The organism is Enterobacter sp. RCC_40 (genome assembly GCF_041360735.1).
GTDB lineage: Bacteria > Pseudomonadota > Gammaproteobacteria > Enterobacterales > Enterobacteriaceae > Enterobacter > Enterobacter ludwigii.
Genome location: NZ_JBFUPR010000014.1, coordinates 1 through 26,211 on the forward strand (window position 1 = coordinate 1; position 26,211 = coordinate 26,211).

46 protein-coding genes and 1 pseudogene are annotated in these 26,211 nt (G+C 50.7%); 40 read left to right on the forward strand and 7 right to left on the reverse strand.

What is annotated here, in order from left to right:
• The 3 genes and pseudogenes from tuf to bfr form a co-directional block, all read left to right on the forward strand.
• Window positions 1–123: pseudogene (gene tuf / locus AB6731_RS22660) on the forward strand (elongation factor Tu); the annotation flags it as partial.
• 179 nt (window positions 124–302) lie between these two features.
• Complete coding sequence (bfd, locus tag AB6731_RS22665; RefSeq protein ID WP_008503493.1) at window positions 303–497, forward strand: bacterioferritin-associated ferredoxin; 195 nt, start codon at window positions 303–305, stop codon at window positions 495–497.
• A 72-nt stretch (window positions 498–569) separates the two neighbouring features.
• The gene (bfr, locus tag AB6731_RS22670; protein WP_014171902.1) at window positions 570–1,046 is read left to right on the forward strand and encodes a bacterioferritin; all 477 of its coding nucleotides are present in this window, start codon (window positions 570–572) and stop codon (window positions 1,044–1,046) included.
• Here bfr and AB6731_RS22675 read toward each other — a convergent pair.
• Complete coding sequence (locus AB6731_RS22675) at window positions 1,030–1,503, reverse strand: A24 family peptidase (RefSeq protein ID WP_032679089.1); 474 nt, start codon at window positions 1,501–1,503, stop codon at window positions 1,030–1,032. The genes bfr and AB6731_RS22675 overlap by 17 nt on opposite strands.
• 379 nt (window positions 1,504–1,882) lie before the next feature.
• Here AB6731_RS22675 and rpsJ point away from each other — a divergent pair, with 379 nt between their 5' ends.
• From rpsJ to AB6731_RS22830, 31 genes are all read left to right on the forward strand, one after another.
• Window positions 1,883–2,194, forward strand: coding sequence for a 30S ribosomal protein S10 (gene rpsJ, locus AB6731_RS22680; protein ID WP_001181005.1), 312 nt, complete (start codon window positions 1,883–1,885; stop codon window positions 2,192–2,194).
• A 32-nt stretch (window positions 2,195–2,226) separates the two neighbouring features.
• Window positions 2,227–2,856 carry a 50S ribosomal protein L3 gene (rplC, locus tag AB6731_RS22685; RefSeq protein WP_006178923.1) on the forward strand — a complete coding sequence of 210 codons (630 nt, stop codon included), beginning with the start codon at window positions 2,227–2,229 and terminating at the stop codon, window positions 2,854–2,856.
• 10 nt (window positions 2,857–2,866) lie between these two features.
• Window positions 2,867–3,472 (forward strand): 50S ribosomal protein L4, encoded by a 606-nt coding sequence (rplD, locus tag AB6731_RS22690; protein WP_000424395.1) that lies wholly within the window; start codon window positions 2,867–2,869, stop codon window positions 3,470–3,472.
• Window positions 3,469–3,771: a 50S ribosomal protein L23 gene (gene rplW, locus AB6731_RS22695; protein WP_000617546.1), complete on the forward strand. Its 303-nt coding sequence runs from the start codon at window positions 3,469–3,471 to the stop codon at window positions 3,769–3,771. The genes rplD and rplW overlap by 4 nt, the downstream gene beginning before the upstream one ends.
• A 17-nt stretch (window positions 3,772–3,788) precedes the next feature.
• The gene (rplB, locus tag AB6731_RS22700; protein WP_000301859.1) at window positions 3,789–4,610 is read left to right on the forward strand and encodes a 50S ribosomal protein L2; all 822 of its coding nucleotides are present in this window, start codon (window positions 3,789–3,791) and stop codon (window positions 4,608–4,610) included.
• Window positions 4,611–4,626: 16 nt separating this feature from the next.
• Window positions 4,627–4,905 carry a 30S ribosomal protein S19 gene (rpsS, locus tag AB6731_RS22705; RefSeq protein WP_001138117.1) on the forward strand — a complete coding sequence of 93 codons (279 nt, stop codon included), beginning with the start codon at window positions 4,627–4,629 and terminating at the stop codon, window positions 4,903–4,905.
• A gap of 14 nt (window positions 4,906–4,919) precedes the next feature.
• A complete protein-coding gene (gene rplV / locus AB6731_RS22710; RefSeq protein WP_002919773.1) occupies window positions 4,920–5,252 on the forward strand; it encodes a 50S ribosomal protein L22 in 333 nt (110 codons plus the stop codon).
• 17 nt (window positions 5,253–5,269) lie between these two features.
• Window positions 5,270–5,971 carry a 30S ribosomal protein S3 gene (gene rpsC, locus AB6731_RS22715; RefSeq protein WP_000529945.1) on the forward strand — a complete coding sequence of 234 codons (702 nt, stop codon included), beginning with the start codon at window positions 5,270–5,272 and terminating at the stop codon, window positions 5,969–5,971.
• A gap of 12 nt (window positions 5,972–5,983) precedes the next feature.
• The gene (rplP, locus tag AB6731_RS22720) at window positions 5,984–6,394 is read left to right on the forward strand and encodes a 50S ribosomal protein L16 (protein ID WP_002919759.1); all 411 of its coding nucleotides are present in this window, start codon (window positions 5,984–5,986) and stop codon (window positions 6,392–6,394) included.
• Window positions 6,394–6,585, forward strand: coding sequence for a 50S ribosomal protein L29 (gene rpmC / locus AB6731_RS22725; protein WP_003863282.1), 192 nt, complete (start codon window positions 6,394–6,396; stop codon window positions 6,583–6,585). The genes rplP and rpmC overlap by 1 nt, the downstream gene beginning before the upstream one ends.
• On the forward strand, window positions 6,585–6,839 hold the full coding sequence (gene rpsQ / locus AB6731_RS22730) for a 30S ribosomal protein S17 (RefSeq protein ID WP_008503489.1): 255 nt from the start codon (window positions 6,585–6,587) through the stop codon (window positions 6,837–6,839). Before rpmC ends, rpsQ begins: the two co-directional genes overlap by 1 nt.
• A 166-nt stretch (window positions 6,840–7,005) precedes the next feature.
• The gene (rplN, locus tag AB6731_RS22735) at window positions 7,006–7,377 is read left to right on the forward strand and encodes a 50S ribosomal protein L14 (RefSeq protein ID WP_002919748.1); all 372 of its coding nucleotides are present in this window, start codon (window positions 7,006–7,008) and stop codon (window positions 7,375–7,377) included.
• A 10-nt stretch (window positions 7,378–7,387) separates the two neighbouring features.
• Window positions 7,388–7,702, forward strand: a complete 315-nt coding sequence (gene rplX, locus AB6731_RS22740; RefSeq protein WP_000729185.1) for a 50S ribosomal protein L24 — start codon at window positions 7,388–7,390, stop codon at window positions 7,700–7,702.
• Between the two features lie 14 nt (window positions 7,703–7,716).
• A complete protein-coding gene (rplE, locus tag AB6731_RS22745; protein ID WP_001096206.1) occupies window positions 7,717–8,256 on the forward strand; it encodes a 50S ribosomal protein L5 in 540 nt (179 codons plus the stop codon).
• Window positions 8,257–8,270: 14 nt separating this feature from the next.
• Window positions 8,271–8,576, forward strand: a complete 306-nt coding sequence (rpsN, locus tag AB6731_RS22750) for a 30S ribosomal protein S14 (RefSeq protein ID WP_371006837.1) — start codon at window positions 8,271–8,273, stop codon at window positions 8,574–8,576.
• A gap of 30 nt (window positions 8,577–8,606) precedes the next feature.
• Window positions 8,607–8,999 (forward strand): 30S ribosomal protein S8, encoded by a 393-nt coding sequence (gene rpsH / locus AB6731_RS22755; RefSeq protein ID WP_006178918.1) that lies wholly within the window; start codon window positions 8,607–8,609, stop codon window positions 8,997–8,999.
• 12 nt (window positions 9,000–9,011) lie between these two features.
• Window positions 9,012–9,545: a 50S ribosomal protein L6 gene (gene rplF / locus AB6731_RS22760; RefSeq protein ID WP_003863296.1), complete on the forward strand. Its 534-nt coding sequence runs from the start codon at window positions 9,012–9,014 to the stop codon at window positions 9,543–9,545.
• Window positions 9,546–9,554: 9 nt separating this feature from the next.
• Window positions 9,555–9,908 carry a 50S ribosomal protein L18 gene (gene rplR / locus AB6731_RS22765; protein ID WP_013099023.1) on the forward strand — a complete coding sequence of 118 codons (354 nt, stop codon included), beginning with the start codon at window positions 9,555–9,557 and terminating at the stop codon, window positions 9,906–9,908.
• A gap of 14 nt (window positions 9,909–9,922) precedes the next feature.
• Window positions 9,923–10,423, forward strand: coding sequence for a 30S ribosomal protein S5 (rpsE, locus tag AB6731_RS22770; RefSeq protein ID WP_003863299.1), 501 nt, complete (start codon window positions 9,923–9,925; stop codon window positions 10,421–10,423).
• A gap of 6 nt (window positions 10,424–10,429) precedes the next feature.
• Window positions 10,430–10,609 (forward strand): 50S ribosomal protein L30, encoded by a 180-nt coding sequence (gene rpmD / locus AB6731_RS22775; protein ID WP_003863301.1) that lies wholly within the window; start codon window positions 10,430–10,432, stop codon window positions 10,607–10,609.
• A gap of 3 nt (window positions 10,610–10,612) precedes the next feature.
• Window positions 10,613–11,047, forward strand: coding sequence for a 50S ribosomal protein L15 (rplO, locus tag AB6731_RS22780; protein ID WP_003863304.1), 435 nt, complete (start codon window positions 10,613–10,615; stop codon window positions 11,045–11,047).
• 7 nt (window positions 11,048–11,054) lie between these two features.
• Entirely contained in the window at window positions 11,055–12,386 is a 1,332-nt protein-coding gene (secY, locus tag AB6731_RS22785; protein WP_014171896.1) for a preprotein translocase subunit SecY, read from the forward strand.
• A 31-nt stretch (window positions 12,387–12,417) separates the two neighbouring features.
• Window positions 12,418–12,534 (forward strand): 50S ribosomal protein L36, encoded by a 117-nt coding sequence (rpmJ, locus tag AB6731_RS22790; RefSeq protein WP_000868187.1) that lies wholly within the window; start codon window positions 12,418–12,420, stop codon window positions 12,532–12,534.
• 146 nt (window positions 12,535–12,680) lie between these two features.
• Window positions 12,681–13,037 (forward strand): 30S ribosomal protein S13, encoded by a 357-nt coding sequence (gene rpsM / locus AB6731_RS22795; protein ID WP_003863308.1) that lies wholly within the window; start codon window positions 12,681–12,683, stop codon window positions 13,035–13,037.
• Between the two features lie 16 nt (window positions 13,038–13,053).
• Window positions 13,054–13,443 carry a 30S ribosomal protein S11 gene (gene rpsK / locus AB6731_RS22800; RefSeq protein ID WP_003863312.1) on the forward strand — a complete coding sequence of 130 codons (390 nt, stop codon included), beginning with the start codon at window positions 13,054–13,056 and terminating at the stop codon, window positions 13,441–13,443.
• A 32-nt stretch (window positions 13,444–13,475) separates the two neighbouring features.
• Window positions 13,476–14,096, forward strand: coding sequence for a 30S ribosomal protein S4 (gene rpsD, locus AB6731_RS22805; protein ID WP_004868345.1), 621 nt, complete (start codon window positions 13,476–13,478; stop codon window positions 14,094–14,096).
• Between the two features lie 25 nt (window positions 14,097–14,121).
• Complete coding sequence (gene rpoA, locus AB6731_RS22810) at window positions 14,122–15,111, forward strand: DNA-directed RNA polymerase subunit alpha (protein ID WP_002919219.1); 990 nt, start codon at window positions 14,122–14,124, stop codon at window positions 15,109–15,111.
• A gap of 40 nt (window positions 15,112–15,151) precedes the next feature.
• The gene (rplQ, locus tag AB6731_RS22815) at window positions 15,152–15,538 is read left to right on the forward strand and encodes a 50S ribosomal protein L17 (RefSeq protein WP_001216372.1); all 387 of its coding nucleotides are present in this window, start codon (window positions 15,152–15,154) and stop codon (window positions 15,536–15,538) included.
• A 107-nt stretch (window positions 15,539–15,645) separates the two neighbouring features.
• Window positions 15,646–16,014 carry a DUF1992 domain-containing protein gene (locus tag AB6731_RS22820; RefSeq protein WP_044859364.1) on the forward strand — a complete coding sequence of 123 codons (369 nt, stop codon included), beginning with the start codon at window positions 15,646–15,648 and terminating at the stop codon, window positions 16,012–16,014.
• 2 nt (window positions 16,015–16,016) lie between these two features.
• Window positions 16,017–16,439 (forward strand): Zn(2+)-responsive transcriptional regulator, encoded by a 423-nt coding sequence (gene zntR, locus AB6731_RS22825; RefSeq protein WP_014171894.1) that lies wholly within the window; start codon window positions 16,017–16,019, stop codon window positions 16,437–16,439.
• Between the two features lie 57 nt (window positions 16,440–16,496).
• Window positions 16,497–16,712, forward strand: a complete 216-nt coding sequence (locus AB6731_RS22830; protein ID WP_014171893.1) for an alternative ribosome-rescue factor A — start codon at window positions 16,497–16,499, stop codon at window positions 16,710–16,712.
• Here the strand turns inward: AB6731_RS22830 and mscL are convergent, their stop codons facing one another.
• From mscL to def, 5 genes are all read right to left on the reverse strand, one after another.
• Window positions 16,713–17,126, reverse strand: a complete 414-nt coding sequence (mscL, locus tag AB6731_RS22835; RefSeq protein WP_014171892.1) for a large-conductance mechanosensitive channel protein MscL — start codon at window positions 17,124–17,126, stop codon at window positions 16,713–16,715. It lies immediately after the preceding gene.
• Between the two features lie 146 nt (window positions 17,127–17,272).
• Window positions 17,273–18,649 (reverse strand): Trk system potassium transporter TrkA, encoded by a 1,377-nt coding sequence (gene trkA / locus AB6731_RS22840; protein ID WP_014171891.1) that lies wholly within the window; start codon window positions 18,647–18,649, stop codon window positions 17,273–17,275.
• Window positions 18,650–18,671: 22 nt separating this feature from the next.
• Window positions 18,672–19,958: a 16S rRNA (cytosine(967)-C(5))-methyltransferase RsmB gene (gene rsmB, locus AB6731_RS22845; RefSeq protein WP_025202890.1), complete on the reverse strand. Its 1,287-nt coding sequence runs from the start codon at window positions 19,956–19,958 to the stop codon at window positions 18,672–18,674.
• A gap of 52 nt (window positions 19,959–20,010) precedes the next feature.
• Window positions 20,011–20,958, reverse strand: coding sequence for a methionyl-tRNA formyltransferase (gene fmt, locus AB6731_RS22850; RefSeq protein ID WP_014171889.1), 948 nt, complete (start codon window positions 20,956–20,958; stop codon window positions 20,011–20,013).
• 25 nt (window positions 20,959–20,983) lie between these two features.
• Window positions 20,984–21,493, reverse strand: coding sequence for a peptide deformylase (gene def, locus AB6731_RS22855; RefSeq protein ID WP_008503479.1), 510 nt, complete (start codon window positions 21,491–21,493; stop codon window positions 20,984–20,986).
• Window positions 21,494–21,621: 128 nt separating this feature from the next.
• On the opposite strand from def, the gene dprA reads away from it, so the two are divergent.
• Genes dprA through AB6731_RS22885 form a run of 6 tightly spaced genes read left to right on the forward strand, consistent with a single transcriptional unit; the run spans window position 21,622 to window position 25,405 of the window.
• The gene (dprA, locus tag AB6731_RS22860) at window positions 21,622–22,746 is read left to right on the forward strand and encodes a DNA-protecting protein DprA (RefSeq protein WP_059306646.1); all 1,125 of its coding nucleotides are present in this window, start codon (window positions 21,622–21,624) and stop codon (window positions 22,744–22,746) included.
• Window positions 22,718–23,191 carry a DUF494 family protein Smg gene (gene smg, locus AB6731_RS22865; RefSeq protein ID WP_014171887.1) on the forward strand — a complete coding sequence of 158 codons (474 nt, stop codon included), beginning with the start codon at window positions 22,718–22,720 and terminating at the stop codon, window positions 23,189–23,191. The genes dprA and smg overlap by 29 nt, the downstream gene beginning before the upstream one ends.
• A gap of 26 nt (window positions 23,192–23,217) precedes the next feature.
• Window positions 23,218–23,775 carry a type I DNA topoisomerase gene (locus tag AB6731_RS22870; RefSeq protein WP_014171886.1) on the forward strand — a complete coding sequence of 186 codons (558 nt, stop codon included), beginning with the start codon at window positions 23,218–23,220 and terminating at the stop codon, window positions 23,773–23,775.
• On the forward strand, window positions 23,765–24,337 hold the full coding sequence (gene tsaC / locus AB6731_RS22875; protein ID WP_371006838.1) for an L-threonylcarbamoyladenylate synthase type 1 TsaC: 573 nt from the start codon (window positions 23,765–23,767) through the stop codon (window positions 24,335–24,337). Before AB6731_RS22870 ends, tsaC begins: the two co-directional genes overlap by 11 nt.
• 4 nt (window positions 24,338–24,341) lie before the next feature.
• Complete coding sequence (aroE, locus tag AB6731_RS22880; protein WP_025202893.1) at window positions 24,342–25,160, forward strand: shikimate dehydrogenase; 819 nt, start codon at window positions 24,342–24,344, stop codon at window positions 25,158–25,160.
• The gene (locus AB6731_RS22885) at window positions 25,157–25,405 is read left to right on the forward strand and encodes a DUF1488 domain-containing protein (protein ID WP_014171883.1); all 249 of its coding nucleotides are present in this window, start codon (window positions 25,157–25,159) and stop codon (window positions 25,403–25,405) included. Before aroE ends, AB6731_RS22885 begins: the two co-directional genes overlap by 4 nt.
• On the opposite strand, the gene AB6731_RS22890 is transcribed toward AB6731_RS22885, so the two are convergent.
• On the reverse strand, window positions 25,381–25,935 hold the full coding sequence (locus AB6731_RS22890) for a gamma carbonic anhydrase family protein (RefSeq protein ID WP_324285041.1): 555 nt from the start codon (window positions 25,933–25,935) through the stop codon (window positions 25,381–25,383). The two genes, AB6731_RS22885 and AB6731_RS22890, sit on opposite strands and share 25 nt — an antisense overlap.
• Between the last annotated feature and the right edge of the window lie 276 nt (window positions 25,936–26,211).

Below are 26,211 nucleotides of genomic sequence, written 5' to 3' on the forward strand. Positions count from 1 at the left end.
GACAACATCAAGATGGTTGTGACGCTGATCCACCCAATCGCGATGGACGACGGTCTGCGTTTCGCAATCCGTGAAGGCGGCCGTACCGTTGGCGCGGGCGTTGTTGCTAAAGTTCTGGGCTAATTACTTATCCCTGAATTAAAAAAGGACGCTTCGGCGTCCTTTTTTGTTTTCTGCCGTTATGTGTCTGTCACAAATTTTCGCATTTTTCGTCCTCTCCCGCCCCGTATACGGGTGTTTGTGCTATTGTAATCATAACCATTCTCACTTACACTTTGCGCATATTTTGAACGGGAGTCTTTATGTACGTTTGTTTATGTAATGGTGTAAGCGACAAAAAAATACGTCAGGCCGTTCGCCAGTTTCAGCCACAGTCCTTCCAGCAGCTTCGCAAATTTGTTCCAGTGGGAAATCAATGCGGTAAATGTGTACGTGCTGCACGTGAGATCATGCAGGACGAATTGATGCAGATCCCGGAATACAAAGAGATTGCGTAAGCGCCCATCTTTTTTTTGACATCCCTGTAGCCCGATCTACGCTTCAATGAGTGGAAGCGGAGGGACTATATAATGAAAGGTGATGTTAAAATCATAAGTTATCTCAATAAATTATTGGGAAATGAGCTTGTCGCGATCAATCAGTATTTTCTCCATGCGAGAATGTTCAAAAACTGGGGCCTGATGCGCCTCAACGATGTTGAATACCATGAATCCATCGATGAGATGAAACATGCCGATAAATACATCGAGCGTATTTTATTCCTTGAAGGCATTCCTAACCTGCAGGATCTCGGCAAACTCGGCATCGGTGAAGATGTTGAAGAGATGCTTCGGTCCGACCTCAGGCTCGAGCTTGAAGGCGCAAAAGATCTCCGCGAAGCCATTGCCTATGCGGACAGTGTTCATGACTACGTCAGCCGCGATATGATGATCCAGATTCTGGCCGATGAAGAAGGGCATATCGATTGGCTTGAAACTGAGCTGGATCTCATCAGTAAAATTGGTCTGCAGAATTATCTTCAATCCCAGATTAAAGTGGCTGACTAAACAGCGTCTGCCAGCCAACGCTTAAACCCGCTGCCGCCAGAAATGGCCCAAAAGGCAGTGGGTTTTTTAATGCCTGTTTATCAGGAGCCGGTAAAGAGAGAATGAGCTGGTAAAGAAGCGCCACCAATGCGGCGGTTAACACCAGTGCGGGCAATATGTGCCAACCGTGCCACGCCCCCAGTGCCGAAAGATATTTCACATCGCCATAGCCCATCCCTTCACGTCCAGTCAGAAACCGGTAGCCCCAGTAGATAATCGCAAAGCTCACATACCCTGCCATCGCGCCAGTCACTGCGTTCGAAAGAAAGTCAGGATGAAGGCAACGCTGGAAGAGCAGGCCGGTCCATAAGAGGGGACAGAGGTATTTATCCGGGAGAAGGCCGGCACGAATATCTTCACGTACCAGTAAACCGGAGAGTGTGAAGTAAACGAGCAGAAAGGGGAGGGGAGTCAGCATACGCAAAGCCTCAAAGATGTTTGGTGCATACTCTTCTCATGATGCAAGGCCATCAACGTCCGAACACAGGAATTGCGTGAGGGGTTCATAAGAAGAGATGAAAGCAGACAGGTTGCTGCAAATAATGGAATGCCCTACGCATCGTATGTCTTTGGCGCTTAATTTCTAAACGGCACTTGCGTCTTGCTCAGATTTACGTATAATGCGCGGGCTTGTCGTAGTTGACGGCGGGTTCAATCTGAACCGGAGTAGCTAATTTTGTTACTCAACAATGCTCCCAATCGGGGAGCTACGTAAGAACGGTTACACTCTCCCATCAATCGTAATGGGTTTGAGGAGTAATCATTTTCGTTTATAAAATAATTGGAGCTCTGGTCTCATGCAGAACCAAAGAATCCGTATCCGCCTTAAAGCGTTTGATCATCGTCTGATCGATCAATCAACCGCGGAAATCGTCGAGACTGCTAAGCGCACTGGTGCGCAAGTCCGTGGTCCGATCCCGCTGCCGACCCGCAAAGAGCGCTTTACCGTTCTGATCTCTCCGCACGTTAACAAAGATGCGCGTGATCAGTACGAAATCCGCACTCACAAGCGTCTGGTTGACATCGTTGAGCCAACTGAGAAAACCGTTGATGCTCTGATGCGTCTGGATCTGGCTGCCGGTGTAGACGTGCAGATCAGCCTGGGTTAATCAGGTCATCGAGCGATTGAGAGGTTGAAACAATGATTGGTTTAGTCGGTAAAAAAGTGGGAATGACCCGCATCTTCACTGAAGATGGCGTTTCTATCCCAGTAACCGTAATCGAAGTTGAAGCAAACCGCGTTACTCAGGTTAAAGATCTGGCTAACGATGGCTACCGCGCTGTTCAGGTTACCACCGGTGCTAAAAAAGCTAACCGTGTAACCAAACCAGAAGCGGGTCACTTCGCTAAAGCTGGCGTTGAAGCTGGCCGTGGTCTGTGGGAATTCCGTCTTGCTGAAGGCGAAGAGTTCACCGTAGGTCAAGACATTAGCGTTGAGCTGTTTGCTGACGTTAAAAAAGTTGACGTAACCGGTACCTCTAAAGGTAAAGGTTTTGCTGGTACCGTTAAGCGCTGGAACTTCCGTACCCAGGACGCTACTCACGGTAACTCCTTGTCTCACCGCGTTCCGGGTTCTATCGGTCAGAACCAGACTCCGGGCAAAGTGTTCAAAGGCAAGAAAATGGCAGGTCAGCTGGGTAACGAACGTGTAACCGTTCAGAGCCTGGACGTAGTACGTGTTGACGCTGAGCGCAACCTGCTGCTGGTTAAGGGTGCTGTTCCGGGTGCTACCGGTAGCGACCTGATCGTTAAACCAGCTGTGAAGGCGTAAGGGGATAGCAATGGAATTAGTATTGAAAGACGCGCAGAGCGCGCTGACTGTTTCCGAAACTACCTTCGGTCGTGATTTCAACGAAGCGCTGGTTCACCAGGTTGTTGTTGCTTATGCAGCTGGTGCTCGTCAGGGTACTCGTGCTCAGAAGACTCGTGCTGAAGTAACTGGTTCTGGCAAAAAGCCATGGCGCCAGAAAGGTACCGGCCGTGCGCGTTCAGGTTCTATCAAGAGCCCGATCTGGCGTTCAGGTGGCGTGACCTTCGCTGCGCGTCCACAGGACCACAGTCAAAAAGTTAACAAAAAGATGTACCGCGGCGCGCTGAAAAGCATTCTGTCCGAACTGGTACGTCAGGATCGTCTGATCGTTGTCGAGAAGTTCTCTGTAGAAGCGCCTAAAACTAAGCTGCTGGCACAGAAACTGAAAGACATGGCTCTGGAAGATGTGCTGATCATCACCGGTGAGCTGGACGAGAACCTGTTCCTGGCCGCACGTAACCTGCACAAGGTTGACGTACGCGATGCGACTGGTATCGACCCGGTTAGCCTGATCGCCTTCGACAAAGTCGTAATGACTGCTGATGCTGTTAAGCAAGTTGAGGAGATGCTGGCATGATTCGTGAAGAACGTCTGCTGAAGGTGCTTCGCGCACCGCACGTTTCTGAAAAAGCGTCTACTGCGATGGAAAAAACAAACACCATCGTTCTCAAAGTTGCTAAAGACGCGACCAAAGCAGAGATCAAAGCTGCTGTGCAGAAACTGTTTGAAGTCGAAGTCGAAGTCGTTAACACCCTGGTTGTTAAAGGGAAAGTTAAACGTCACGGACAGCGTATCGGTCGTCGTAGCGACTGGAAAAAAGCTTACGTCACCCTTAAAGAAGGCCAGAACCTGGACTTCGTTGGCGGCGCTGAGTAAGTCGGAGGAGTAATACAATGGCAGTTGTTAAATGTAAACCGACATCTCCGGGTCGTCGCCACGTAGTTAAAGTGGTTAACCCTGAGCTGCACAAGGGCAAACCTTTTGCTCCGTTGCTGGAAAAAAACAGCAAATCCGGTGGTCGTAACAACAATGGCCGTATCACCACTCGTCACATCGGTGGTGGCCACAAGCAGGCTTATCGTATTGTTGACTTCAAACGCAACAAAGACGGTATCCCAGCAGTTGTTGAACGTCTTGAGTACGATCCGAACCGTTCCGCGAACATCGCGCTGGTTCTGTACAAAGACGGTGAACGCCGTTACATCCTGGCCCCTAAAGGCCTGAAAGCTGGCGACCAGATTCAGTCTGGCGTTGATGCTGCAATCAAAGCAGGCAACACCCTGCCGATGCGCAATATCCCGGTTGGTTCTACCGTTCATAACGTAGAAATGAAACCAGGTAAAGGCGGTCAGCTGGCGCGTTCCGCGGGTACTTACGTTCAGATCGTTGCTCGTGACGGTGCTTATGTCACCCTGCGTCTGCGTTCTGGTGAAATGCGTAAAGTCGAAGCAGATTGCCGCGCTACTCTGGGCGAAGTTGGCAATGCTGAGCATATGCTGCGCGTTCTGGGTAAAGCTGGTGCTGCACGCTGGCGTGGTGTTCGTCCTACCGTTCGCGGTACTGCGATGAACCCAGTAGACCACCCACATGGTGGTGGTGAAGGTCGTAACTTTGGTAAGCACCCGGTAACTCCGTGGGGCGTTCAGACCAAAGGTAAGAAGACCCGCAGCAACAAGCGTACTGATAAATTTATCGTACGTCGCCGTAGCAAATAATTTTAGAGGATAAGCCATGCCACGTTCTCTCAAGAAAGGTCCTTTTATTGACCTGCACTTGCTGAAGAAGGTAGAGAAAGCGGTGGAAAGCGGAGACAAGAAGCCCCTGCGCACTTGGTCCCGTCGTTCAACGATCTTTCCTAACATGATCGGTTTGACCATCGCTGTCCATAATGGTCGTCAGCACGTTCCAGTCTTTGTTACCGACGAAATGGTTGGTCACAAACTGGGTGAATTCGCACCGACTCGTACTTATCGCGGCCACGCTGCTGATAAAAAAGCGAAGAAGAAATAAGGTAGGAGGAAGAGATGGAAACTTTAGCTCAACATCGCCATGCTCGTTCTTCTGCTCAGAAGGTTCGCCTTGTTGCTGACCTGATTCGCGGTAAGAAAGTGTCGCAGGCCCTGGACATCCTGACCTATACCAACAAGAAAGCTGCGGTATTGGTCAAGAAAGTACTGGAATCTGCCATTGCTAACGCTGAACACAACGATGGCGCTGACATCGACGATCTGAAAGTCGCGAAAATTTTCGTAGATGAAGGCCCAAGCATGAAGCGCATTATGCCGCGTGCGAAAGGTCGTGCAGATCGCATCCTGAAGCGCACCAGCCACATTACTGTGGTTGTGTCCGATCGCTGAGACTCTGGAGACTAGCAATGGGTCAGAAAGTACATCCTAATGGTATTCGCCTGGGTATTGTAAAACCATGGAACTCTACCTGGTTTGCGAACACCAAAGAATTCGCTGACAACCTGGACAGCGATTTTAAAGTACGTCAGTACCTGACTAAGGAACTGGCTAAAGCGTCTGTATCTCGTATCGTTATCGAGCGTCCAGCTAAGAGCATTCGTGTAACCATTCACACTGCTCGTCCTGGCATCGTTATCGGTAAGAAAGGCGAAGACGTAGAAAAACTGCGCAAGGTCGTAGCGGATATCGCTGGCGTTCCTGCACAGATCAATATCGCTGAAGTTCGTAAGCCTGAACTGGACGCTAAATTGGTTGCTGACAGCATCACTTCACAGCTGGAACGTCGTGTTATGTTCCGTCGTGCTATGAAGCGTGCTGTACAGAACGCAATGCGTCTGGGCGCTAAGGGTATCAAAGTTGAAGTTAGCGGCCGTCTGGGCGGCGCGGAAATCGCACGTACCGAATGGTACCGCGAAGGTCGCGTACCGCTGCACACTCTGCGTGCTGACATCGACTACAACACCTCTGAAGCGCACACCACTTACGGTGTAATCGGCGTTAAGGTATGGATCTTCAAAGGTGAGATCCTGGGTGGTATGGCTGCTGTTGAACAACCGGAAAAACCGGCTGCTCAACCTAAAAAGCAGCAGCGTAAAGGCCGTAAATAAGGAGCGTCGCTGATGTTACAACCAAAGCGTACAAAATTCCGTAAAGTGCACAAAGGCCGCAACCGTGGTCTGGCGCAGGGTACGGATGTTAGCTTCGGCACTTTCGGTCTGAAAGCTGTTGGCCGTGGTCGTCTGACTGCACGTCAGATCGAAGCAGCACGTCGTGCAATGACCCGTGCAGTTAAGCGTCAAGGTAAGATCTGGATCCGTGTATTCCCGGACAAACCGATCACCGAGAAGCCGCTGGAAGTTCGTATGGGTAAAGGTAAAGGTAACGTGGAGTACTGGGTTGCCTTGATCCAACCGGGCAAAGTCCTTTATGAAATGGACGGCGTTCCGGAAGAGCTGGCCCGTGAAGCCTTCGGCCTGGCAGCAGCGAAACTGCCTATCAAAACCACCTTTGTAACTAAGACGGTGATGTAATGAAAGCAAAAGAGCTGCGTGAAAAAAGCGTTGAAGAGCTGAACGCTGAGCTGCTGAACCTGCTGCGTGAGCAGTTCAACCTGCGTATGCAGGCTGCAAGTGGCCAGCTGCAACAGACTCACCTGCTGAAGCAAGTGCGTCGCAATGTTGCGCGCGTTAAGACTTTACTGACTCAGAAGGCGGGTGCGTAATGACCGATAAAATCCGTACTCTGCAAGGTCGTGTTGTTAGCGACAAAATGGAGAAATCCATCGTTGTAGCTATCGAACGTATTGTGAAACACCCGATCTACGGTAAATTCATCAAACGTACGACCAAACTGCACGTACATGACGAGAACAACGAATGTGGTATCGGCGACAAGGTTGAAATCCGTGAATGCCGTCCACTGTCCAAGACTAAGTCCTGGACGCTGGTTCGCGTTGTAGAGAAAGCGGTTCTGTAATAGAGTACGCATTCTCAATACGAATAAACGGCTCAGCGATGAGCCGTTTATTTTTTCTACCCATATTGTAGAAGCGGTGTTATAATGCCGCGCCCTCGATGTGGGGCTTTTTAACGGCTCTGATTTTAGAGTCTCAGGTAGTAGTTGACATTAGCGGAGCACTAAAATGATCCAAGAACAGACTATGCTGAACGTCGCCGACAACTCCGGTGCACGTCGCGTAATGTGTATCAAGGTTCTGGGTGGCTCGCACCGTCGCTACGCAGGCGTAGGCGACATCATCAAGATCACCATCAAAGAAGCAATTCCACGTGGTAAGGTCAAAAAAGGTGATGTGCTGAAAGCGGTAGTGGTGCGCACCAAGAAGGGTGTTCGTCGCCCTGACGGTTCTGTCATTCGCTTCGATGGTAATGCATGCGTTATTTTGAACAATAACAGTGAGCAGCCAATCGGCACGCGTATCTTTGGGCCGGTAACTCGTGAACTTCGTACTGAAAAGTTCATGAAAATTATCTCTCTGGCACCAGAAGTACTCTAAGGAGCGAATCATGGCAGCGAAAATCCGTCGTGATGACGAAGTTATCGTGTTAACCGGTAAAGATAAAGGTAAACGCGGTAAAGTAAAAAATGTCCTGTCTTCCGGCAAGGTCATTGTTGAAGGTATCAACCTGGTTAAGAAACATCAGAAGCCGGTTCCGGCCCTGAACCAACCAGGCGGCATCGTTGAAAAAGAAGCTGCTATTCAGGTTTCTAACGTTGCAATCTTCAATGCGGCAACCGGCAAGGCTGACCGTGTAGGCTTTAGATTCGAAGACGGGAAAAAAGTCCGTTTCTTCAAGTCTAACAGCGAAACTATCAAGTAATTTGGAGTAGTACGATGGCGAAACTGCATGATTACTACAAAGACGAAGTAGTTAACAAACTCATGACTGAGTTTAACTACAATTCTGTCATGCAAGTCCCTCGGGTCGAGAAGATCACCCTGAACATGGGTGTTGGTGAAGCGATCGCTGACAAGAAACTGCTGGATAACGCAGCAGCTGACCTGACAGCAATCTCCGGTCAAAAACCGCTGATCACCAAAGCACGCAAATCTGTTGCAGGCTTCAAAATCCGTCAGGGCTATCCGATCGGCTGTAAAGTAACTCTGCGTGGCGAACGCATGTGGGAGTTCTTTGAGCGCCTGATCACTATTGCTGTACCACGTATCCGTGACTTCCGTGGCTTGTCCGCTAAGTCTTTCGACGGTCGTGGTAACTACAGCATGGGTGTCCGTGAGCAGATCATCTTCCCAGAGATCGACTACGATAAAGTCGACCGCGTGCGTGGTTTGGATATTACCATTACCACTACTGCGAAATCTGATGAAGAAGGCCGTGCTCTGCTGGCTGCCTTTGACTTCCCGTTCCGCAAGTAAGGTAGGGTTACTGAATGGCTAAGCAATCAATGAAAGCACGCGAAGTAAAACGCATAGCTTTAGCTGATAAATTCTTCGCTAAACGCGCTGAACTGAAAGCGATCATTTCTGATGTGAACGCTTCCGACGAAGATCGTTGGAATGCGGTTCTCAAGCTGCAGTCTCTGCCGCGTGATTCCAGCCCGTCTCGTCAGCGTAACCGCTGTCGTCAAACAGGTCGTCCACATGGTTATGTGGGCAAGTTTGGGTTGAGCCGTATCAAACTGCGTGAAGCCGCCATGCGCGGTGAAGTACCAGGCTTGAAAAAGGCTAGCTGGTAATTACCAATTGAATCACGGGAGTAAAGACAGATGAGCATGCAAGATCCGATCGCGGATATGCTGACCCGTATCCGTAACGGTCAGGCCGCGAACAAAGTTGCGGTCACCATGCCTTCCGCCAAGCTGAAAGTGGCAATTGCCAACGTGCTGAAGGAAGAAGGTTTTATCGAAGATTTTAAAGTTGAAGGCGACACCAAGCCGGAACTGGAACTTACTCTCAAGTATTTCCAGGGTAAAGCTGTTGTAGAAAGCATTCAGCGTGTCAGCCGCCCAGGTCTGCGCATCTATAAGAAAAAAGATGAGCTGCCTAAAGTTATGGCTGGTCTTGGTATCGCAGTTGTTTCTACCTCTAAAGGTGTTATGACTGATCGTGCAGCGCGCCAGGCTGGTCTTGGTGGCGAAATTATCTGCTACGTAGCCTAATCGGAGGAAAGAATGTCTCGTGTTGCTAAAGCACCGGTCGTTATTCCTGCCGGCGTTGATGTAAAAATCGACGGTCAGGTTATTACGATCAAAGGTAAAAACGGCGAGCTGACTCGTACCCTCAACAAAGCTGTTGAAGTTAAACATGCAGATAATGCTCTGACCTTCGGTCCACGTGATGGTTTCGTGGATGGATGGGCTCAGGCTGGTACCGCGCGTGCCCTGCTGAACTCAATGGTTGTTGGTGTTACCGAAGGCTTCACTAAAAAGCTTCAACTGGTTGGTGTAGGTTATCGTGCAGCTATCAAAGGGAATGCAGTAGGCCTGTCTCTGGGCTTCTCACACCCTGTTGAGCATCCGCTGCCGGCCGGTATCACTGCAGAATGTCCGACCCAGACTGAAATCGTGCTGAAAGGCGCTGATAAACAGCTGATCGGTCAGGTTGCAGCAGATCTGCGCGCCTACCGTCGTCCTGAGCCTTATAAAGGCAAGGGTGTTCGTTACGCCGACGAAGTCGTGCGTACCAAAGAGGCTAAGAAGAAGTAAGGTAACACTATGGATAAGAAATCTGCTCGTATCCGTCGTGCGACCCGCGCACGCCGCAAGCTCAAAGAGCTGGGTGCAACTCGCCTGGTGGTACATCGTACCCCGCGTCATATTTACGCACAGGTCATTGCACCAAACGGTTCTGAAGTTCTGGTAGCTGCTTCTACTGTAGAAAAAGCTATTGCAGAGCAATTGAAGTACACCGGTAACAAAGACGCCGCTGCAGCTGTAGGTAAAGCTGTTGCAGAACGCGCTCTGGAAAAAGGCATCAGCAATGTTTCCTTTGACCGTTCCGGGTTCCAATATCATGGTCGTGTCCAGGCACTGGCAGATGCTGCCCGTGAAGCTGGCCTTCAGTTCTAAGGTAGAGGTGTAAGATGGCTCACATCGAAAAACAGGCTGGCGAACTGCAGGAAAAGCTGATCGCGGTTAACCGCGTATCTAAAACCGTTAAAGGTGGTCGTATTTTCTCCTTCACAGCTCTGACTGTAGTTGGCGATGGTAACGGTCGCGTTGGTTTTGGTTACGGTAAAGCGCGTGAAGTTCCAGCAGCGATCCAGAAAGCGATGGAAAAAGCCCGTCGCAATATGATTAACGTCGCGCTGAACAACGGTACCCTGCAGCACCCAGTTAAAGGTGTTCACACGGGTTCTCGTGTATTCATGCAGCCAGCTTCAGAAGGTACCGGTATCATCGCCGGTGGTGCAATGCGCGCCGTTCTGGAAGTTGCTGGGGTTCATAACGTTCTGGCTAAAGCATACGGTTCCACCAACCCGATTAACGTGGTTCGTGCAACTATTGATGGCCTGGAAAATATGAATTCTCCAGAAATGGTCGCTGCCAAGCGTGGTAAATCCGTTGAAGAAATTCTGGGGTAATTGACCATGGCAAAGACTATTAAAATCACTCAAACCCGCAGTGCAATCGGTCGTCTGCCGAAACACAAGGCAACGCTGCTTGGCCTGGGTCTGCGTCGTATTGGTCATACCGTTGAGCGCGAGGATACTCCCGCTGTTCGTGGTATGGTCAACGCGGTTTACTTCATGGTTAAAGTTGAGGAGTAAGAGATGCGTTTAAATACTCTGTCTCCGGCCGAAGGCTCTAAAAAGGCGGGTAAACGCCTGGGTCGTGGTATCGGTTCTGGCCTCGGCAAAACCGGTGGTCGTGGTCACAAAGGTCAGAACTCTCGTTCTGGCGGTGGCGTACGTCGCGGTTTCGAGGGTGGCCAGATGCCACTGTACCGTCGTCTGCCGAAGTTCGGCTTCACTTCTCGCAAAGCAGCGATTACAGCGGAAATCCGTCTGTCTGACCTGGCGAAAGTTGAAGGCGGCGTTGTAGACCTGAACACGCTGAAAGCGGCAAACATTATCGGTATCCAGATCGAGTTCGCGAAAGTGATCCTGGCTGGTGAAGTTTCTACTCCGGTAACTGTTCGTGGCCTGCGTGTTACTAAAGGTGCTCGTGCTGCTATCGAAGCCGCTGGCGGTAAAATTGAGGAATAAGTAGCAGATGGCTAAGCAACCGGGATTAGATTTTCAAAGTGCCAAAGGTGGATTTGGCGAGCTGAAACGCAGACTGCTGTTTGTTATCGGCGCGCTGATTGTGTTCCGTGTTGGCTCTTTTATTCCGATCCCTGGTATCGATGCCGCTGTACTTGCCAAACTGCTTGAGCAACAGCGAGGCACCATCATTGAAATGTTTAACATGTTCTCTGGTGGTGCTCTCAGCCGTGCTTCTATCTTCGCTCTGGGTATCATGCCGTATATTTCGGCATCGATTATTATCCAGCTGCTGACGGTCGTTCATCCGGCCCTGGCAGAACTGAAGAAAGAAGGGGAGTCTGGACGTCGTAAGATAAGCCAGTACACCCGTTACGGCACTCTGGTGCTGGCAATATTCCAGTCGATCGGTATTGCTACCGGTCTTCCGAATATGCCTGGTATGCAGGGCCTGGTATTAAACCCAGGCTTTGCATTCTATTTCACCGCTGTTGTAAGTCTGGTCACAGGAACAATGTTCCTGATGTGGCTCGGCGAACAGATTACTGAGCGTGGTATCGGTAACGGTATCTCAATCATTATCTTCGCTGGTATCGTTGCGGGTCTCCCGCCAGCCATTGCCCACACTATCGAGCAAGCGCGTCAAGGCGACCTGCACTTCCTCCTGTTGCTGTTGGTTGCAGTATTAGTATTTGCAGTGACGTTCTTTGTTGTCTTCGTTGAACGTGGTCAACGCCGCATTGTGGTGAACTACGCTAAGCGTCAACAAGGTCGTCGTGTCTATGCTGCACAGAGCACACATTTACCGCTGAAAGTGAACATGGCGGGGGTTATCCCGGCTATCTTCGCTTCCAGTATTATTCTGTTCCCGGCAACCATTGCGTCATGGTTCGGGGGCGGTACTGGTTGGAACTGGCTGACAACAATTTCGCTGTATTTGCAGCCTGGGCAACCACTTTATGTGTTACTCTATGCGTCTGCGATCATCTTCTTCTGTTTCTTCTACACGGCGTTGGTTTTCAACCCGCGTGAAACAGCAGATAACCTGAAGAAGTCCGGTGCATTTGTACCAGGAATTCGTCCGGGAGAGCAAACGGCGAAGTATATCGATAAAGTAATGACTCGCCTGACTTTGGTTGGTGCGCTTTATATTACTTTTATCTGCCTGATCCCGGAGTTCATGCGTGATGCAATGAAGGTACCGTTCTACTTCGGTGGGACCTCACTGCTTATCGTTGTTGTCGTGATTATGGACTTTATGGCTCAAGTGCAAACTCTGATGATGTCCAGTCAGTATGAGTCTGCATTGAAGAAGGCGAACCTGAAAGGCTACGGCCGCTAAATGGTCGCCTGAGAAGTTACGGAGAGTAAAAATGAAAGTTCGTGCTTCCGTCAAGAAATTATGCCGTAACTGCAAAATCGTTAAGCGTGATGGTGTCATCCGTGTGATTTGCAGTGCCGAGCCGAAGCATAAACAGCGCCAAGGCTGATTATTTCGCATATTTTTCTTGCAAAGTTGGGTTGAGCTGGCTAGATTAGCCAGCCAATCTTTTGTATGTCTGTACGTTTCCATTTGAGTATCCTGAAAACGGGCTTTTCAGCATGGTGCGTACATATTAAATAGTAGGAGTGCATAGTGGCCCGTATAGCAGGCATTAACATTCCTGATCAGAAACATGCTGTGATCGCATTAACTTCGATCTATGGCGTCGGCAAGACCCGTTCCAAAGCCATTCTGGCTGCAGCGGGTATCGCTGAAGATGTTAAGATCAGTGAGCTGTCTGAAGAACAAATCGACACGCTGCGTGACGAAGTTGCCAAATTTGTCGTTGAAGGTGATCTGCGCCGTGAAATCAGCATGAGCATCAAGCGCCTGATGGATCTTGGTTGCTATCGCGGTTTGCGTCATCGTCGTGGTCTGCCAGTGCGCGGTCAGCGTACTAAGACCAACGCACGTACCCGTAAGGGTCCGCGCAAACCGATCAAGAAATAATCGGGGTGATTGAATAATGGCAAAGGCACCAGTTCGTGCACGTAAACGTGTAAGAAAACAAGTCTCTGACGGCGTGGCTCATATCCATGCTTCTTTCAACAACACCATCGTTACTATTACTGATCGTCAGGGTAACGCTTTGGGTTGGGCAACAGCCGGTGGTTCCGGTTTCCGTGGTTCTCGCAAATCCACTCCGTTTGCAGCTCAGGTTGCAGCAGAGCGTTGCGCAGAAGCCGTAAAAGAATACGGCATCAAGAATCTGGAAGTTATGGTTAAAGGTCCGGGTCCGGGTCGTGAATCTACTGTTCGCGCTCTGAACGCCGCTGGTTTCCGCATCACGAATATTACTGATGTGACTCCGATCCCTCATAACGGTTGTCGTCCGCCGAAAAAACGTCGCGTATAACGCTCGTTTTTTAGGTTAGTTGGAGATAGAAAATGGCAAGATATTTGGGTCCTAAGCTCAAGCTGAGCCGTCGTGAGGGCACCGACTTATTCCTTAAGTCTGGCGTTCGCGCGATCGATACCAAGTGTAAAATTGAACAAGCTCCTGGCCAGCACGGTGCGCGTAAACCGCGTCTGTCTGACTATGGTGTGCAGTTGCGTGAAAAGCAAAAAGTTCGCCGTATGTACGGTGTGCTGGAGCGTCAGTTCCGTAACTACTATAAAGAAGCAGCACGTCTGAAAGGCAACACAGGTGAAAACCTGCTGGCTCTGCTGGAAGGTCGTCTGGACAACGTTGTTTACCGTATGGGCTTCGGCGCGACTCGTGCTGAATCACGCCAGTTGGTTAGCCATAAAGCAATCATGGTAAACGGTCGTGTTGTTAACATCGCTTCTTATCAGGTTAAAGCGAATGACGTTGTTAGCATTCGTGAGAAAGCGAAAAAGCAATCTCGCGTGAAAGCCGCTCTGGAGCTGGCTGAGCAGCGTGAAAAGCCAACCTGGCTGGAAGTTGATGCTGGCAAGATGGAAGGTACGTTCAAGCGTCAGCCAGAACGTTCTGATCTGTCTGCGGACATTAACGAACACCTGATCGTCGAGCTTTACTCCAAGTAAAGCTTAGTACCAAAGAGAGGACACAATGCAGGGTTCTGTGACAGAGTTTCTAAAACCGCGCCTGGTAGATATCGAGCAAGTGAGTTCGACGCACGCCAAGGTGACCCTTGAGCCTTTAGAGCGTGGCTTTGGCCATACTCTGGGTAACGCACTGCGCCGTATTCTGCTCTCATCGATGCCGGGTTGCGCGGTGACCGAGGTTGAGATTGATGGTGTACTTCATGAGTACAGCACCAAAGAAGGCGTTCAGGAAGATATCCTTGAAATCCTGCTCAACCTGAAAGGGCTGGCGGTGAGAGTTCAGGGTAAAGATGAAGTTATTCTTACTCTGAATAAATCTGGCATTGGCCCTGTGACTGCAGCCGACATCACCCACGACGGTGATGTTGAAATCGTCAAGCCGCAGCACGTGATCTGCCACCTGACCGATGAGAACGCAGCGATTAGCATGCGTATCAAAGTTCAGCGCGGTCGTGGTTATGTGCCGGCTTCTGCCCGAATTCATTCGGAAGAAGATGAGCGCCCAATCGGCCGTCTGCTGGTCGACGCATGCTACAGCCCTGTAGAGCGTATTGCCTACAATGTTGAAGCAGCGCGTGTAGAACAGCGTACCGACCTGGACAAGCTGGTCATCGAAATGGAAACCAACGGCACAATCGATCCTGAAGAGGCGATTCGTCGTGCGGCAACCATCCTGGCAGAACAACTGGAAGCTTTCGTTGACTTACGTGATGTTCGTCAGCCGGAAGTGAAAGAAGAGAAACCAGAATTCGATCCGATCCTGCTGCGCCCTGTTGACGATCTCGAATTGACTGTCCGCTCTGCTAACTGCCTCAAGGCAGAAGCTATCCACTATATCGGTGATCTGGTACAGCGTACCGAGGTTGAGTTGCTGAAAACGCCGAACCTGGGTAAAAAATCTCTTACCGAGATTAAAGACGTGCTGGCTTCACGTGGTCTGTCTCTGGGCATGCGCCTGGAAAACTGGCCACCAGCAAGCATTGCTGACGAGTAACCGGATCACAGGTTAAGGTTTTACTGAGAAGGATAAGGTCATGCGCCATCGTAAGAGTGGTCGTCAACTGAACCGCAACAGCAGCCATCGCCAGGCTATGTTCCGCAACATGGCAGGTTCACTGGTTCGTCATGAAATCATCAAGACGACCCTGCCTAAAGCGAAAGAGCTGCGTCGCGTAGTTGAGCCGCTGATTACTCTTGCCAAGACTGACAGCGTTGCAAATCGTCGTCTGGCATTCGCCCGTACTCGTGATAACGAGATCGTGGCAAAACTGTTTAACGAACTGGGTCCGCGTTTCGCGAGCCGTGCCGGTGGTTACACTCGTATTCTGAAGTGTGGCTTCCGTGCAGGCGACAACGCTCCGATGGCTTACATCGAGCTGGTTGATCGTTCAGAATCTAAAGCAGAAGCTGCTGCAGAGTAATCTGTAGTAACGTAAAAAAACCCGCTTCGGCGGGTTTTTTTATATCCGCTGAATCCCCACTTCTCTACAATATCTGTATCTTTTCTGTTCATCTTCTGGAGTTATTCATGTGGTTGCTCGACCAGTGGGCAGAACGCCATATCAGCGATGCTCAGCGAAAAGGCGAATTTGATAACCTTGCGGGACGCGGTGAGCCGTTAGTGCTTGATGATGATTCGCATGTTGCCCCTGAATTACGGGCCGGATATCGCTTACTCAAAAATGCCGGTTGTTTACCACCGGAACTGGAGCAGCGTAAAGAGGCCATGCAACTGGCTGACCTGCTGAAAGGGATTCGCAAGGATGATCCCAGCCACTGTGAAATTAGCCGTCGACTGGCTCTCATCGAACTCAAAATGCGTCAGGCCGGAATGAGCACAGACTTTTTGCACGGTGAGTACAGTGACAGGCTAATGCAGAAAATAAATGAGGAATAACCATGTACCGTATCGGTGAACTTGCCAGGCTTGCTAACGTAACGCCGGACACTATCCGCTATTACGAAAAGCAGCAGATGATTGATCACGAGGTTCGTACTGAAGGTGGATTTCGACTCTATACCGATCATGACCTGCAGCGCTTACGGTTTATCCGCTACGCTCGCCAGCTCGGTTTCACGCTGGACTCGATCCGCGAGTTACTTTCGATCCGCATCGATCCTGAACATCATACTTGCCAGGAGTCGAAGAGCATCGTACAGGCAAGACTTGATGAAGTAGAAGCGCGTATACAGGAACTACAGACCATGCAGCGTTCTCTGCAACGGTTGAATGACGCCTGTTGCGGTACAGCTCATAGCAGTATTTATTGTTCAATTCTTGAAGCGCTTGAACAGGGGGCCAGTGGAACCCAGGGCTGTTGATTTTTACTTCATCCGGGACTAGACTCCCGTCGACATACACCATGCTCAGGAGAAATTATGAGCCGCTATCAGCATACGAAAGGGCAAATTCAGGACAATGCCATTGAGGCACTGCTCCACGACCCGCTTTTCAGGCAGCGTATTGAGAAGAATAAAAAAGGAAAAGGGAGTTATTTACGAAAAGGGAAACATGCAAAACGGGGTAACTGGGAGGCCAGTGGCAAGCAAGCGAATCGCTTTTTTACCACTGGCCTTCCTTTTTTCAACGTCTGATTAAGAGCGGTTATTTTGCTCTTTCAACAGATCGCGAATTTCAGTCAATAACACTTCTTCTTTTGTCGGAGCAGGCGGCGCAGCCGGCTCTTCAGCCTTTTTACGGTTAAGCTTATTGATAAGCTTGATAGCCATAAAAATGGCGAACGCCACGATCACGAAATCAAATATGTTCTGAATGAAAACGCCATAATGCATAACAACGGCAGGGACATCACCCTGTGCATCCCGAAGCGTCACGGCAAACTGTTTAAAATCAATGCCCCCGATTAACAGCCCGAGGGGAGGCATAATAATGTCGGCTACCAGTGATGAAACGATCTTACCGAACGCTGCACCGATAATGACACCCACTGCCAGATCCACCACATTCCCGCGCATCGCAAATTCGCGAAATTCTTTAACTAAACTCATTTTCTTCTCCTTGAGCCAACTGACGATTATAAGTTTAACAAATGATTAATTAATTTCCATTGGGGATAATTAATCGTTATGAAAAATAAAAGGCATGGGAATAAGAGGGTTAATAATCAGGTGCTCTTTTATAAGCACCTGATTGATTACAGGAAGAATGGACTTGGCTGGAATAAACGTTCGACGTCGGTAATAAACTTTTTATCGGTAAGGAACATAATGACGTGGTCGCCTTGCTCGATACGTAAATTATCATTCGCAATCATCACGTCGTTTCCACGCACCACGGCACCAATAATTGTTCCCGGTGGCAGTTTAATTTCATCGATAGCGCGGCCCACAACGCGTGATGTGGTTTCATCACCATGAGCAACGGCCTCAATGGCTTCAGCCACACCGCGGCGAAGGGAGGATACGCCAACAATATCCGCTTTACGGACATGGCTCAGCAGGGCAGAAATGGTTGCTTGCTGTGGTGATATCGCGATATCAATAACGCTTCCCTGCACGAGGTCAACGTAGGCGCGGCGTTGAATAAGCACCATGACCTTTTTTGCCCCCATACGTTTGGCGAGCATGGCGGACATAATGTTCGCCTCGTCGTCGTTAGTGACGGCAATAAACAGATCAACTTGATCAATATGCTCTTCTGCCAGCAGCTCTTGATCTGAGGCATCGCCATAAAAGACGATGGTGTTTTGCAGCTTTTCAGCCAGCTCAGCCGCGCGCTGTTGATCGCGCTCGATCAACTTCACGCTGTAGTCTTTTTCCAGCCTGTGCGCCAGTCCCGCGCCGATATTACCACCGCCAACGAGCATAATGCGTTTATACGGTTTTTCGAGACGCTGCAGTTCGCTCATTACCGCGCGAATATGCTGAGAGGCCGCGATGAAGAAGACTTCATCACCTGCTTCGACTATGGTTGAACCCTGTGGGCGAATTGGCCTGTCATGGCGGAAAATGGCTGCAACGCGGGTATCAATATGCGGCATATGCTCACGCATGGTGGAGAGCGCATTACCGATCAATGGACCGCCGTAATAGGCCTTAACGACCGCCAGGCTCACTTTACCTTCGGCGAAGTTCACCACCTGCAGCGCACCAGGATATTCGATCAGGCGGTAGATATTGTCGATAACCAGCTGTTCTGGGGCGATGAGATGGTCGATAGGGACCGCTTCGGAATTAAACAGCTTCTCTGCATCCCGGACATAGTCCGGGGAGCGGATGCGCGCGATCCGGTTCGGCGTGTTGAACAGCGAATAGGCCACCTGACATGCCACCATGTTGGTTTCGTCAGAACTGGTCACCGCAACCAGCATGTCAGCATCGTCGGCGCCCGCTTCACGCAGGACACGCGGGTGCGAGCCATGACCTTGCACGACGCGAAGGTCAAATTTGTCCTGTAAAACACGCAGCCGATCGCCATTGGTATCGACAATCGTGATGTCATTATTTTCGCCAACAAGGTTTTCAGCCAGCGTCCCACCAACCTGTCCGGCACCCAGAATGATTATCTTCATATCTCGTGACCTGTTCTCAACATCACTCTTTGATTAGCTTAGCGTAAAAGAAGCCATCACCTTCTTCAGCGGCCGGCAGATTCTGCAGGCCTGGGCGTTCAGGCGTGCCCGTGTCGTGCAGCACTGCATCCGGGGTACGTTTAAGGAAGGCTGCAATCTGCTGACTGTTTTCTTCCGGAAGGACAGAACAGGTCGCATAGACCAGTGTGCCTCCTGGCTTCAGGTGTGGCCAAATGGCATCAAGAATGTCGGATTGCAGTTGAGTCAGTTCCTTGATATCGCGATCGCGACGCAACCACTTGATATCCGGGTGACGACGAATAACGCCGGTTGCCGAGCAGGGAGCATCCAACAAGATGCGATCGAATTGCGTTTCACCACACCATTCTGCGGGTTTGCGGCCATCGCCTTGCTTAACCTGCGCTTTCATTCCCAGGCGCTTAAGGTTGTCATAGACGCGTGAAAGACGCTGCTCATCGACATCCACGGCCATGACGTTTGCCTGAGGGGCCACTTCCAGAATATGCGTCGTCTTACCGCCAGGCGCAGCGCAGAGATCGAGGATGTGCTCGCCGTTTTTAGGTTCCAGCCAGGCCATGCAGCCCTGCGCGGAAGCATCTTGTACGGTCACCCAGCCTTCATCAAAACCAGGTAAAGCATGTACCGGCGCAGGAGAGGCTAAACGCACAGCGTCAGGATATGCTTCATGTGTGAAGCCGCTCATTCCAGCCTCTTCCAGTAAAGCCAGCCAGGCGTCGCGCGTATGGTGATTACGGTTGACGCGTAACCACATCGGCGGACGCTGATTATTCGCGTCGGCAATTGCCTGCCACTGCTCTGGCCAGGCTTTTTTAAGGCGATTCAGGAGCCAGTCAGGATGCAGATAACGTGCTTCACTTTGCCCGAACTCAGCCAGAAGTTCTTCCTGCTGTCGCTGGAACTGGCGCAGAACGCCATTAATCAACCCTTTCAGCATAGGACGTTTAATCACGACGGCACCTTCCACTGTCTCAGCCAGTGCGGCATGAGGCGGGATACGCGTGTGAAGAAGCTGATAGAAGCCAACCATAATCAAATAATGCACGGTGCGCTGCTTGCCGGTCATTGGACGTGACATCAGCTTATTAACCAGCCACTCGAGCTGAGAAAGCGTGCGCAGGACGCCAAAACAGAGCTCCTGAAGCAGGGCTTTGTCTTTGTCGGACACTTTTTGCTGCAAAGCTGGCAGGATATTGCTCAATGACTGGCCCTGCTCGACAACCTGCTCAACGGCCTGAGCCGCCATACTGCGTAAATTTTGTTTTTTCATAACCGTAAAAATAAAAATGCCCGGAAACACCGGGCGCTAAAATTAAATGAGGTCAGGCAAGGCGATTGCCCGGGATAAACCATTCGCGACGAGAATTTAACAAATCCTGTGCGCTCATCGCCTTCTTACCCGCAGGTTGTAGCGATTCCAGATTCAGGATCCCTTGTGCGGTAGCTACCTGAATACCGTTCTTGCTGGCATCGATAATCGTACCGGGCTCAGCCGTTGTGTGACCGTCAATAAGGGAGGCTTTCCAGACTTTCACCGGCTGCTCGTCGATAACCATCCAGCTCATCGGCCATGGATTAAAGGCGCGAATGCAGCGTTCAAGTTGAGCCGCTGACAGAGACCAGTCAATCCGGGCTTCTTCTTTACTCAGTTTTTCAGCGTAAGTGACCAGCGCTTCATCCTGAACTTCAGGTTTCGCCGTATTATTCGCAATCTGCTGGAGGGTTTCAATCAGCCCTTGCGGGCCAAGCTCTGCCAGCTTGTCATACAGGGTGGCACTGGTATCCTCGGCCGTGATGGGGCAGGCCAGTTTATAAAGCATGTCACCGGTGTCTAAACCTACATCCATCTTCATGATTGTGACGCCCGTTTCAGCATCACCCGCCCATAAAGAGCGCTGAATAGGTGCTGCCCCACGCCAGCGTGGAAGCAGAGAACCATGCACGTTAATGCAACCCAGGCGAGGCATATCAAGCACAGCTTTTGGCAGAATTAAACCGTAAGCCACCACCACCATTACATCGGCATTCAGGTCAGCGACAAGCTGCTGGTTTTCCTGAGGGCGCAAGGATGCTGGCTGGAAAACAGGTAACCCATGCTCTTCTGCCAGCACCTTAACAGGACCTGGCATCAGTTTTTTACCACGGCCAGCCGGGCGATCCGGTTGGGTAAACACACCAACAACCTGGTGGCCAGAAGATAACAGCGCGTCAAGATGACGCGCTGCAAAATCAGGGGTTCCCGCGAAGATAATACGTAGTGATTTAGACACGATGATCCTTGTATCCGGGGGGACGTTATGCGCGAGAACGCAAACGATCCAGTTTCTCTACTTTCTGACGAATTCGTTGCTGCTTCAGCGGCGAGAGATAATCGATAAACAGTTTACCGACCAGATGATCCATCTCATGCTGAATACAGATCGCCAGCAGGTCGTCAGCTTCCAGTTCGAACGGATTGCCGTCACGATCCAGGGCGCGAATTTTCACTTTTTCGGCGCGCGGCACTAAAGCACGCTGTTCCGGAATAGACAGACAACCTTCCTCAATACCTGTTTCGCCACTCTTCTCGAGCAGCTCAGGATTGATTAACACCAGGCGGCCATCGCGATTTTCAGATACGTCGATCACGATAATACGCTTGTGAATGTCGACCTGAGTGGCCGCAAGACCAATACCTTCTTCGGCGTACATGGTATCGAACATATCATCAACGATACGCTGAATTTCTGCATTCACTTCTTTTACCGGTTCAGCGACGATGCGAAGGCGCTCGTCCGGAATATGTAACACTTGCAAAACTGCCATAAATTTCCAGAGTCGTGTTCAGGAGTTGATAAGAATATTATCTCCTATTCTAGACAAAACCCCCATCGATTGACAGCATCAGTGACCAATCGCAATGATTGCGGAGGCCGCTTATGGCAGGGGAAAGGATGACATCGACTGAGTTATGGCTACGGTTAATACACACCGGTTCTCTTTATGGCGATGTGATGCTGGAAGCGGCAGCACGATTGCACAACCAGACAACCATTGACGGTCCCGTTGTCAGAGACGCCGGTCTGTCTGTCAAACAGGCTGCACGGTTCTTTGCGCTCAGGGAAAGTGAGCTGGAAAGTAGCCTGCTCTGGCTCGAACAGCCGGGTAACTATCTGATCACGGCGGATCACCCTCTTTATCCTCCTTTACTCCGGACGATCCCGGATTATCCAGGCGCAGTCTTTGTTAAAGGCAATCCTGATGTACTGAATGCAGTTCAGCTGGCGGTTGTTGGCAGCCGTGCACCGTCATGGTACGGCGAGCGATGGGGAAAAATTCTCTGTGAACAGCTTTCTCAAAGTGGTTTAACGATCACCAGCGGGCTGGCCTGCGGTATTGACGGTGTCGCCCACAATGCTGCGCTATCGGCAAAAGGGCGTAGCGTCGCGGTGCTGGGTAACGGTCTCTTTAGTATTTATCCTCGTCGGCATCAGGCGCTGGCTGCGCGGCTTATCGATTCTGGTGGCGCGATAGTGTCTGAGTTTCCGCTGTCAGCGCAGCCCCGGCCGGGACACTTTCCCCGGCGTAATCGAATTATCAGTGGGCTAAGTCAGGGGGTGTTCGTGGTTGAAGCAGCGGTACGCAGCGGTTCGCTTGTGACCGCACGGTGCGCGCTTGAGCAGGGGCGAGACGTGTTTGCCTTACCCGGCCCAATTGGTAACCCGGGATGCGAAGGGCCGCACTGGCTGATAAAGCAGGGTGCAACACCGGTAACGGAAGTCAGGGACATTCTTGAAAATTTGCAATATGGATTGCAATGGCTGCAGGAAGATCCCGAAAAGCGACATTATTCATCAGATCAGGGAAAGGTGGCATTGCCATTTCCCAAGCTCCTGGCTAACGTAGGAGATGAGGTAACACCTGTTGACGTTGTCGCTGAACGTGCCGGCCAACCTGTGCCAGTTACGGTAGCACAGCTACTCGAACTGGAGTTAGCAGGATGGATCGCAGCTGTACCCGGCGGCTATGTCCGATTAAGGAGGGCAAGCCATGTTCGACGTACTGATGTATTTGTTTGAGACTTACATCCATAACGAAGCAGAAATGCGAGTGGATCAGGACAAATTGACACAGGATCTTACCGATGCGGGGTTTGAGCGGGAAGATATCTATAATGCGTTGATGTGGCTGGAAAAACTGGCTGATTATCAGGAAGGCCTCGCCGAACCGATGCAGTTAGCTTCTGACCCATTGTCTGTGCGCATCTACACAGCTGAAGAGTGTGAAAGGCTGGACGCGAGCTGCCGGGGATTCATTTTATTCCTTGAGCAGATTCAGGTGCTAAACCTCGAAACGAGAGAGATGGTGATAGAGCGCGTTATGGCGCTGGATACGGCAGACTTCGAACTGGAAGACCTCAAGTGGGTCATCCTGATGGTTCTGTTTAATATTCCAGGCTGTGAAAATGCCTATCAGCAAATGGAAGAATTACTCTTTGAAGTGAATGAAGGTATGCTGCATTAATTCAATGTGCAGCACCAAGAGTTGTTATGGCCAAATCAGCACTATTCACGGTGCATAAAAATGAGCCCTGCCCGCAGTGCGGGGCTGAACTTGTTATTCGGTCCGGGAAACACGGCCCGTTTCTCGGTTGTTCCCACTATCCGGAATGTGATTATGTCCGTCCCCTGAAAAGCCAGGCGGATGGACATATCGTCAAAATTCTGGAGGGACAGCTTTGCCCTCTTTGCGGCGGCGAGTTAGCGCTACGTCAGGGTCGTTTCGGCATGTTTATTGGCTGTAGCCACTATCCTGAATGTGAACATACAGAACAAATTGATAAACCTGATGAAACGGCTATTGCCTGTCCTCAATGCCAGCGTGGACAGCTCGTGCAGCGCCGTTCTCGTTTTGGTAAGACCTTTCATTCCTGCGATCGCTATCCTGAATGTCAGTTTGTTATCAATTTCAAACCGGTAGCGGGTGTCTGCTCTCATTGCAATTATCCGCTACTTATAGAGAAAAAAACGGCGCAAGGTTTGAAACGCTTCTGCGCCAGTAAACAATGTGGAAAGCCGGTTCCGGCGGATCAAAACAGTGAAGAATAACCTGCCATCAGGCTCCATTGCTCATGCAGTGGATGTCCTGAAAAATGAAGAAGTCATCGCCTATCCAACTGAAGCTGTTTTTGGGGTCGGTTGCGATCCTGACAGCGAAACGGCCGTTGGCCGACTGCTCATACTTAAACAGAGGCCAGTCGAAAAAGGGCTTATTTTAATCGCTGCTAACTATGAGCAGCTTAAGCCTTATATCGATGATTCCATGCTAACGCCGGAGCAGCGGGAGACTATTTTCTCAGCATGGCCCGGCCCCGTGACCTTTGTTTTCCCGGCGAAGCCGACAACGCCGCGCTGGTTGACCGGGCGCTTTGATTCCCTCGCCGTGCGCGTAACGGACCATCCGCTGGTGGTCGAGCTTTGCCTGGCCTTTGGGAAACCACTGGTCTCAACCAGCGCGAATCTGACCGGGCAGCCACCTTGCCGAACAACCGACGAAGTACGGGCGCAGTTTGGGAATGATTTCCCGGTTGCCGTTGGTGAGACGGGAGGGCGCCTCAATCCGTCTGAAATCCGCGACGCCTTGACCGGCGAACGTTTTCGCCAGGGGTAATCCAATGGAAACCTATGCTGTTTTTGGTAATCCGATAGCACACAGCAAGTCACCGTTAATCCATCAACTGTTTGCCGAGCAACTGCAAATAAATCATCCCTATGGCCGCGTGCTGGCACCCGTTGATGCATTTATTCCTGCGCTGGAGGGTTTCTTCAACGCGGGTGGCAAAGGTGCGAATGTAACGGTACCGTTTAAAGAGGAAGCCTTCGAACGTGCGGATGAACTCACCGAGCGTGCTTCCCTTGCGGGTGCAGTGAATACCTTAAAACGGCTTGAGGATGGACGCCTGCTGGGAGATAACACTGACGGAATTGGGTTACTGAGCGATCTGGAAAGGCTCTCGTTTATTAAACCTGGTTTCAGGGTTCTGCTGATTGGTGCGGGCGGAGCGTCGCGGGGAGTATTGCTGCCTCTGCTGTCACTGGATTGCGCGGTGACCATTACAAACAGGACCTTCTCGCGGGCAGAAGCGCTGGCTGCGTTGTTCGCACATACCGGCAGCGTGAGCGCGGTCGCCCTGGATGAACTTGCCGATCGTGAGTTTGATCTGATCATCAACGCCACCTCCAGCGGTATCGGTGGTGACGTGCCGGCGATCCCTGCTTCGCTGGTAAGTGCCCATATTTACTTCTACGACATGTTCTATCAGAAAGGGAAGACACCTTTTTTGAACTGGTGTGAACAGCACGGCGGAAAACACGTAGCCGATGGGCTGGGAATGCTGGTGGGACAGGCGGCACACGCGGTGCTGCTCTGGCACGGTGTATTGCCTTTGGTCGAACCGGTCATTGAAAAGCTGAAAAGGGAGCTCACGGCGTGAATCAGGCAATTCATTTTCCGGACAGGGAAAGCTGGGACGAGAGTAAACAGGCGGTCTGTTTCCCGGTGCTGGTGCATGGAATGCAACTTACCTGTGCCATTCGTGGGGAAACGCTGTTGCGTCGCTTTGGTGGTTCAGACCCGTTAGAGGTGTTTTGTGAAAATCGCTGGGATCTTGAAGAGGAAGCCAGCGATTTAATCCGCGATCAGCAGGAAGACGATCAGGGTTGGGTCTGGGTATCCTGACTCAGATAGTCATTCTTCCATTTAATGTAGTTATTCGCCGAGTATTTTAATCCTTCGATCTCTGCCTCCTTCAGGGGGCGGATCTGTTTTACCGGGCTTCCCAAATAGAGATAGCCGCTCTCCAGTCTTTTGTTCTGGGGAACAAGGCTGCCTGCGCCAATCATCACGTCATCTTCTACAATGACGCCATCCAGCAAAATCGACCCCATGCCAACAAGAACCCGATTACCAATAGTGCAGCCGTGAAGCATCACTTTATGGCCGACGGTGACATCTTCTCCAATGATGAGTGGATTGCCCTGGGGGTTATAGGAGGATTTGTGGGTTACGTGCAGAACGCTACCGTCCTGAATATTGGTGCGTGCACCAATGGCCACATGGTTTACATCCCCCCGAATGGCGACGAGCGGCCAGATACTGACGTCATCGGCTATTCGAACATCGCCGATGACCACGCTGCTGGCATCGATCATCACGCGATCGCCTTTTTGGGGGAGAAGATCTTTATAAGGACGTAACACTGCGGACATATCTACCTCGAACGATGAGCACTATATAGAAGACTTGATCATATTATTGGATCGAGGCAAGGCAAAAAGCGTCAATATTTAAGCATATTGGGTGGGATTTCAGCGAAAAGCGCGGAAAATCGACAGTTGGAAAAAAAGATCCAAAAAGTACTTGTGCTAAAAATTGGGATCCCTATAATGCGCCTCCATCGACACGGCGGATGTGAATCACTTCACAGTTAACCCGGTCGGTTGAAGAGAAAAAATCCTGAACTTCAGGGTTGACTCTGAAAGAGG